General features: G+C 64.0%; 4 protein-coding genes. 1 reads left to right on the top strand and 3 read right to left on the bottom strand.

From position 1 onward, the window contains the following. A partial coding sequence (locus ACQY6C_RS13665; protein WP_427969647.1) for an inositol monophosphatase family protein occupies positions 1 to 315 on the top strand: 315 nt, incomplete at its 5' end. On the opposite strand, the gene trxA is transcribed toward ACQY6C_RS13665, so the two are convergent. The 3 genes from trxA to ACQY6C_RS13650 form a co-directional block, all read right to left on the bottom strand. Then, complete coding sequence (gene trxA / locus ACQY6C_RS13660; protein ID WP_427969645.1) at positions 312 to 632, bottom strand: thioredoxin; 321 nt, start codon at positions 630 to 632, stop codon at positions 312 to 314. The two genes, ACQY6C_RS13665 and trxA, sit on opposite strands and share 4 nt — an antisense overlap. 78 nt (positions 633 to 710) lie before the next feature. Further along, a complete protein-coding gene (gene addA / locus ACQY6C_RS13655; RefSeq protein ID WP_427969643.1) occupies positions 711 to 4,163 on the bottom strand; it encodes a double-strand break repair helicase AddA in 3,453 nt (1,150 codons plus the stop codon). Continuing rightward, on the bottom strand, positions 4,160 to 7,177 hold the full coding sequence (locus ACQY6C_RS13650; RefSeq protein WP_427969641.1) for a PD-(D/E)XK nuclease family protein: 3,018 nt from the start codon (positions 7,175 to 7,177) through the stop codon (positions 4,160 to 4,162). Before ACQY6C_RS13650 ends, addA begins: the two co-directional genes overlap by 4 nt. Between the last annotated feature and the right edge of the window lie 108 nt (positions 7,178 to 7,285).

Here is a 7,285-nt window from a genome sequence, read left to right as displayed (position 1 = left end):
TTTCTCGATGCAGATCGGCGTGAAAAGGTGACGCGCATTATCAGCCCGCATTACCGCACGGTCGACACACCGCGCTGCGCCGCCGAACAATATCCCCGCCTGGCGCTGGGCGAGAATGACGTGTCCTTTTTCGAACGTATGCTGGCCTGGGACCATGCGGCCGGCGTGCTGTGGCTCAACGAAGCAGGCGGCAAGGCTGCGCGGCCAGACGGCTCATCCTATCGCGTCGACGAATGGGACCGTCCCGGCTTGATCGGCGCCGCCAGCCCCGCCCTATGGGATGAGCTGGCGGAACGCCTTCAATACCTCGATTAAAGCTGGCTCTCGATCCACTGCTTGAGCTGGCTCTTCGGGCGAGCGCCGGTAACTTCCGCCACCTTTTCGCCGCCCTTGTAGAGCGCGAGATAGGGAATGCCCTGCACGCCGAGACTGCCCGGCACATCGGGGTTTTCCATAATGTCCATCTTGGCGATCGTTACCTGGTCGGCCAGTTCGTCGCTGATTTCTTCCAGCGCAGGCGCGATCATCTTGCACGGGCCGCACCAATCGGCCCAGAAATCGACCAGCACGGGCTTTTCGGACTCGAGCACGTCACTCTGGAAACTGCTGTCGGTCACATTGACGGTGGCCATGGATGTTCTCCTGATTGTGTGTTGCCCTCAATCTAGGGCGGAATGCTCAAGTCACAATGGTTTCTGTCGAAAGCTTTTTTACCTGCTCTGGAAGGCGGCTTTGTGGGGCTTCAGCAGAGCATCTGGAAGCGCGAAGATCCGTGGCGCCTGCGTATAGAGCACCGCTGCGGCGACTGCACGCCCGGGATAGATCGCTTCCAGCGCCGCGACATAAGCTGCCATTTGCCGCACGGTCGTATCCGGAATCGCTTCGAGCGCCTCAGGCGGTCGCCGCGCGGTCTTGAAGTCCACCACCGTCACGCGTTCCGGCGTGACCAGAAGCCTGTCCGCAATGCCCGCGATCACTTCACCGCCAACCGTTGCCGCGAGTGGAACCTCGGCCAGGGCCTGCTGACCGAATACATCGGCAAAGTCCGGTTCTGCCAGCACCGCAAGCGCGTGCTCCGCGATTTCCGCACGCTGCGCTGCATCGAGATCACGCGCCTGGCGTTCAAGCCAAGCCGTGGCTGCATCGGCGCGCTGTTCCGGCTCGAGCTCTGGCAAGCGTTCGAGCAGCTTGTGGATCAGCACGCCGCGCCGCGCCGCTTCGCGCGCCTGATCGGGCGGCATGGGCGGGTCGGCCCCCTGTTCTTCGCCTGCCGAAGAGGGAGCAAGCGGGCGCGGAGGGCGCGGTTCCGGCCCGATTGGCGTCGTCGTCCAAGCAGGGAGTTCGATAGCACCTCCGGCCTCCGCAGTCTGCGCTGCCTTGATCGGTGCTGCCCGCTCGCCCAGTTCTCGCCGCGCTCCCCACAGCTCGTCCGCCAGTGCATCCTCGCCAAACAATGGAGCAAGCCGCGCATACCAGCTATCTGCATGCGGGCCGTTGCGCTCACGCGGGCCGAGCGAGCCACCAATGAACAGCGCCTCTTCGGCACGCGTCATCGCGACATAGAGCAGCCGCCAATGCTCCTGCAATTCGGCTGCCGCAGCGGATTCTTGGGCAGCTTCAACCGGCCCCGCCCGCTCCTCCTTGTTGAGACGCGGCAGAGGGACGGGGCGCGAATGGTCCTTCCCCGGCAGATCTTCGTCGAGCGAAAGCTCCCCGCCCTCGCCCGGCCTGCCCGTCGCATCGGCCAGGATCACGATCGGCGCTTGCAAGCCTTTCGATCCATGAACCGTCATTACGCGCACCAGATCTGGTGTTTCGCCCGGATCGCGCTTCAGCTCGCCTTCGCCCGCATCGAACCAGCGGATGAAGCCGGCCAAGCTTGGCGTATGCACCGCTTCATAGGCGAAAGCGGCATTAATCAACTCGTCAATCGGATCGCCCGCTTCGCGCCCGAGCCGCGTGAGCAATTTCTGCCGACCCTTCCACGGTCCGACCAGCATCCAGTGCAGCAGCGCCTCGGGCGTCTCGAAGTCCGCCAGCGCCAGCAATTGGCGTAGTTTCGCGGTGGTTTCCGCGACTAGAGGCGCTTCGCTGTCACGCAGATGGTGCCACAAATGCTTGCCAGTTTCGCGAGGAACATGGGTGAGCAGATCGTCCTGACTCCACCCGATCAATGGCGATGATAGCAGATTGGCGAGATTGAGATCGTCGAGCGGTTGCGCGGCAAAACGCAGCGCCGCCATCAAATCCTTAACCGCCAGCGGCGCACCCAACCGCAGCCGGTCGACACCCGCCACCGGCACACCCTTGGCATGAAGCCGAGCAACGATCAGCGAAGCGAGCTCGCGCCGCTTGCGCACCAGCACCATGATGTCGCCCGCGCGGGCATTGCGATGCGTGCCCTTTGTCAGCGCGAAAGGCTCGCTGCCCTGCACCCAGCGCTGGACCTGCTCCGCGATCCGGTCAGCCAATTGGCGATCATGCCGTGCGAGCCAGTCTTCCTGCCCCTCCTCGCCATCGTCTTCGCCGCGCCCATCTTCAACCGGGTTCCACAGCGTGACGAGGCCCGGACGTGCTTCGCCTTCATGCGGTGGCGGCTCCGCCTTCAGGCCAAACGCAGTCGGACCGATCGCAGCGATCGCCCCATCGACGAATTGCAGTACCGAATGCGACGTGCGGAAGCTCTGCCCCAGATCGAGATCGAGCAGTTCGTGCGCTGCCGATCTGCTGCGGAGGCCGGCGACATTCTCTGCCGCGCCATGCATCGCCGCCTTTACGCGCTGCTTCGCGGCTTCGAAATTCTCAGGACTGGTTCCCTGGAAACCGAAGATCGCCTGCTTGTAATCGCCCACGGTGAAGATGGTGCGCAGCCTATCGCCCGCCGCCCCTTCACCGGAGAAGAAATCGTCAATCAGCCCGTCGATGATCTTCCATTGCGCGGCATTGGTATCCTGGGCTTCGTCGACCAGAATGTGATCGAAGCGACGATCGAGCTTGTAGCGGATCCAGTCGGCGGCGGATTGGTCGTTAAGCAGGCTGGCGGCACGCTGGATCAGATCGTCGAAATCGAGCAGCCCCTCGCGCGTCTTGGCTTCGTCCCACTTGAGCGCGAATTTGCGCCCCAGTTCCAGCGCCGGAGCGAGAAAATCTGCAAGGTCGAGCAGCGCCTGCCGCTCCCTGACCAGCGCGACCGCCTCGGCTATTTCCTGCTGGCGCGTGGGGAATTGAGGGTCCGCGTCGGCGGGCTTCTTCATTGCGCGAGGAGCGCCGTCTTTCTTCAGCACAGTGTCGAAGAAACCGGGCATCGCCTCTAGCCGCGACTCAACCGGGAGGGAGAGCCATTGTTCGATAAAAGCCTGCGTTTCCTGCCCAGTCTTGGTGTTCCATACAGCCAGTACCGGTAACATCGCGCGCAATTGGTGGTCAGGGAAGATATCGGGTGAGACTGCGTCCGCCACCCAGGCGGCATCGGCATCGCTCGACAGGCCGAGCAGTTGAAGGACCCGCGGGAGCATGGGGGGCTGCCATGCGGTGCGCCCGAACCACATCTGGCGCGCACTGGCGCAGCGCATCAGCCAGGCGCGCAACGCATCCGGGTCCTTGCGGCGGCTGAAATCCGACACTGCATTTAGCGCAGCATGATCTCCGCGAGTTTCCGCCTCGACCAGCAAGTCCGCCAAAACATCTCGCGCCAGCAATTCACGCTCGCGGTCCTCCATCGGCCGCGCACCGGGGATCAGCTCGGCTTCGTTGGGGAAATTGGCCAGCAGCCATTGCGAGAAAGCGTGGATCGTATCGATCCTGAGACCTCCGCCGGAGCAATCGAGCACACTGGCGAACAGCGTCCGGGCGCGCTCGCGCGCTTCCGGGTCACTGCTTGCGCCCAGATGGCCAAGCTCTGTCGCCAGCTCGGTATCCTTGAGCCGCACCCAGCGCGCCAGGACCGAGTTGATGCGAACCGCCATCTCCGCCGCGCCCGCCTTGGTGAAAGTCAGGCACAGGATCTGCGATGGATCGACATGCGGTTGCAGCAACAAGCGCAGCACGCGCGCGGAAAGCACCTGTGTTTTGCCCGTCCCTGCCGAAGCGGAAAGCCACACGCTTTCCTGCGGATCGACCGCGCGGCGCTGATTGCCTTTCAGCTCAAAGACCGCGCCGCTCATTCGCTTTCCCCTTCGCTGTCAGCAAGCCGGATCAGCCACTCCTCTAGCCGCATCAACTGGTCGTAGTCGTCATACCCCGGGTAGTTGGGATTGAGCCGCGCAGTGAAGGGTTCGCGCCCCTTGATATAGTCGCGAATTGCGCGAGCAAGGAACTCCTCATGTGCAGGCAGGAATTCCTCGGGCAAGAGGCCCGACTTCTTGTTGCCGACCTTCATCGGCACATCGACATAGCCGAAACCGCCTTCCTTGTTTTTGGCCAGCGACCAATATTCAAACGCAGCGGCCTCGCCCGAGAGCCCCCCGAAATCGCCCTCGCGCGCGATCAGGCCCTGCAATCCAAGCTGGAGCGCGAAACCCGCTTCGGCCTGCGCGGCAGACGGCGGCTTGCCCGTCTTGTAATCGACGATGGCCAGCGACCCGTCAGGCATGCGGTCGATCCGGTCGGCGCGCCCGTAAACTCGCACGCCCTGATACTCCATCGAGCCCTTCTGCTCGACCGCGACGACCTCGCGCCCGGCCCCTTCCTGCGCCGCGATCTCCTCCGCCACCCATTCGAGTGCGGCGAATAGGCGCGGCTTCCACAGGCCGGTCATCAGCGGGTGGAGATTGTGTTCCCCAAGCACTTCTTCCGCAACCGGTAGAATAGCAGCGGCAGGATCAGTCTTGCGCGCCTTGTGCCAGCGTTCGAGCACGGCATGCGCCAGCGTCCCCTTGAAGGCGGGATCCGAGTAGGGATCGGCATCGAGCGGATCGAGCGAGCGAAGGTGCAGGATTTCGCTGGCATAGAACTGGTAGGGATCGCCCAGCAGCCGGTCGAGCGCAGTGACCTTGATCGGCACGTCGCGCAGTTCCGCATCCGGATCAGGTTTGGGCCGCGCATATGGAGCGATCTCGCCCTTGGCCTTGTCGATCTCATTTCCAAACTCGAGCGCTCTTGTTTCGCGATATTGGCCTGCATTCTCGCCCAGCAAGGCCTCGATCCGCAGCAAGAAACGCGAAGGGATCGCAGGCCCGTCAATGTCGCGTTCCGCCCGGCTCAGCACCACTTCAGGCGCGCCCAAGGCCCCGGCAAGATCATGCGCGGCGAGCCCTATGCGAAAGTCCGAACCAGGAACGCCAAGCGCCCGCAAAATGGCGGGGGCCAGTAGCGGGTCGCTGCCAGGAACGCCCGGCCATGTTCCTTCGTTGAGCCCGGCGCAGATGACCAGATCTGCCCGCGTCATGCGCGATTCGAGCAGGCCGTAAATAGCGATACGGGGATGCCCGCCATAAGGCGGCCTGACCGCGATCTGCTCCATCGCGTCGCGTAGGGCCGCATGCAGATCGCCGCGCTCGACTACCGTGCCTGCCGCACGCGCCTCGGCCCGGATATCTTCGACGAAGCGGGAGAGCGCGCGGCCATCTTCCTTGGCCCAGATCTCCTCTCCTGCCAGAGCTTCGGCGGCGAGAATCAGGCTATCGAGCGCATCGGCGAGAGCAACTTCCGGTGTTTCAGGGATCATCGCTTCCAGCAGCGGCACGACACCTTCCCACCACTCGGCAACGCCCGCTCTTGCAGCGAGCCTAGCAAGTGGCTCGAAGCCCGGCGCGGGGCGTGGTCCGCGCAACCTTCGCTCAAACGCGCGCAGGTTTTCGAGCCATGCCCGGCGCTCCTCCCCGCGCTTCACCAGCGGATGCGCCAGCGCGGCGATGAGTTCAACCGGCGCAAGATCTTCGCTCGCAAGTTCCGCCAATTGCAGCAGGAAACGCCCCGCGGCGGTCAGGTGCAGCGGAGTGCCGGCGGAATCGTCGGCCGCGATGTTCCAACGCTCCAGATGCCTTACAACCCGCCGAGCCAGCACGCGATCTGGCGTGATCACGGCCACGCGTTTTCCCGGTTGTTCCAGTGCCTCACGCACCAGCAAGGCAACCGCCTGCGCCTCCGATTCACCATTGGGCGCAGTCATCAGTCGTACGCCAGCAAGCCGCCGCTTCTCGGCCGGAAGATCAACCCAGGCCTTGCTCGCTTCAGGCGGAAGGAAAAGTGAGGAGATCGCATGGCTGCGCTGCCACGGCGCGGCGCCGATCCCCTTGCGATGCCAGGGCTGCACTTCCTCGCGGTTCACGCCCATTCTGTTGAGCAACAGCTTGAGGTGATATTGCGGGTGCGTCAGCGCATCGCCGCGCGCGAAGACCGGCCCGCCCGGTTCATCCGATTGCCCCGCCAGCCCCAGCTCGTCCCAAGCGGCATCATCCATTGTGAGATCGAGATCGGGCAAGATCACGGCTCCTTGCGGAAGATCAGCAATCACGCGCAGCAGGCGCGCGAGCGCGGGCGCGGCGCTGGTCACGCCAGCGGCAATGATTGGTGTTTCCGGTGGTCGCTCGCGCCAGCACTTGGCCGCGCGGTGGAACAGCAGATTGCGCCGCGTTGCCGTGTCGACGTTGCCGCGTTCCTGCAGATGCGCAAGCCAGCGTGCCTGCACCCGTGCGAACAGGCGGATGCTGTCCTGCCAGTGCTGCGAAAGGCTGCCCGCCAAGAGATCCAGCACGCGGTCGCTCAGCAGCTCATCCGGAGCGGTATCTTCGACCAGCAGCCGGTCCATCGTCGCCGCCATTTCGCGCGCGAGCCGAAGCAGAGCCGCGCTGCCCGGAACGGTGCGGCTCTGCGCCTCCATTTCGATCCGCAACAGTTCGGCCAGTTCCAGCCATCGCCGGGTCGGTTCGACAGCAGGTGGAATATCGCTCGCGCCGAGTGGGTCGATCAGCGGGCCGAGCGTCTCATCGAGATCGAGATCGCCCACTATCGCCATGCGCGGCATGAGCATACCGGGCACGCCCATTTCGCCGCTCAAGCGGATAAATGCTTCGCTGATGGTGCGCGCCGCACGGCTCGACGGGAGGAGCAAGGTCAGGCGAGAAAGGCCGAAGTCAGGGTCGGCATATCGCGGGACAAGCCCGGCCACCAGTGCATCTGCAAAGCCGCGGTGTGCGGCTATCGAATAGACCTGAGGATGATGTCTGTCGGTGTTCATATGCATGAACACCATAAGTAGGGCTCCAGCCCGCTCCCCCTCCCAGCCACCCAATCATGCCCGGTCAAGCTATCGGCTGGCTGGGAGGGGGAGCAGGCTGGCACCGTC

It is taken from the genome of Altererythrobacter sp., assembly GCF_050299635.1.
Classification (GTDB): Bacteria; Pseudomonadota; Alphaproteobacteria; order Sphingomonadales; family Sphingomonadaceae; genus Erythrobacter.
This window is presented reverse-complemented; position numbering and strand designations above follow the sequence as displayed.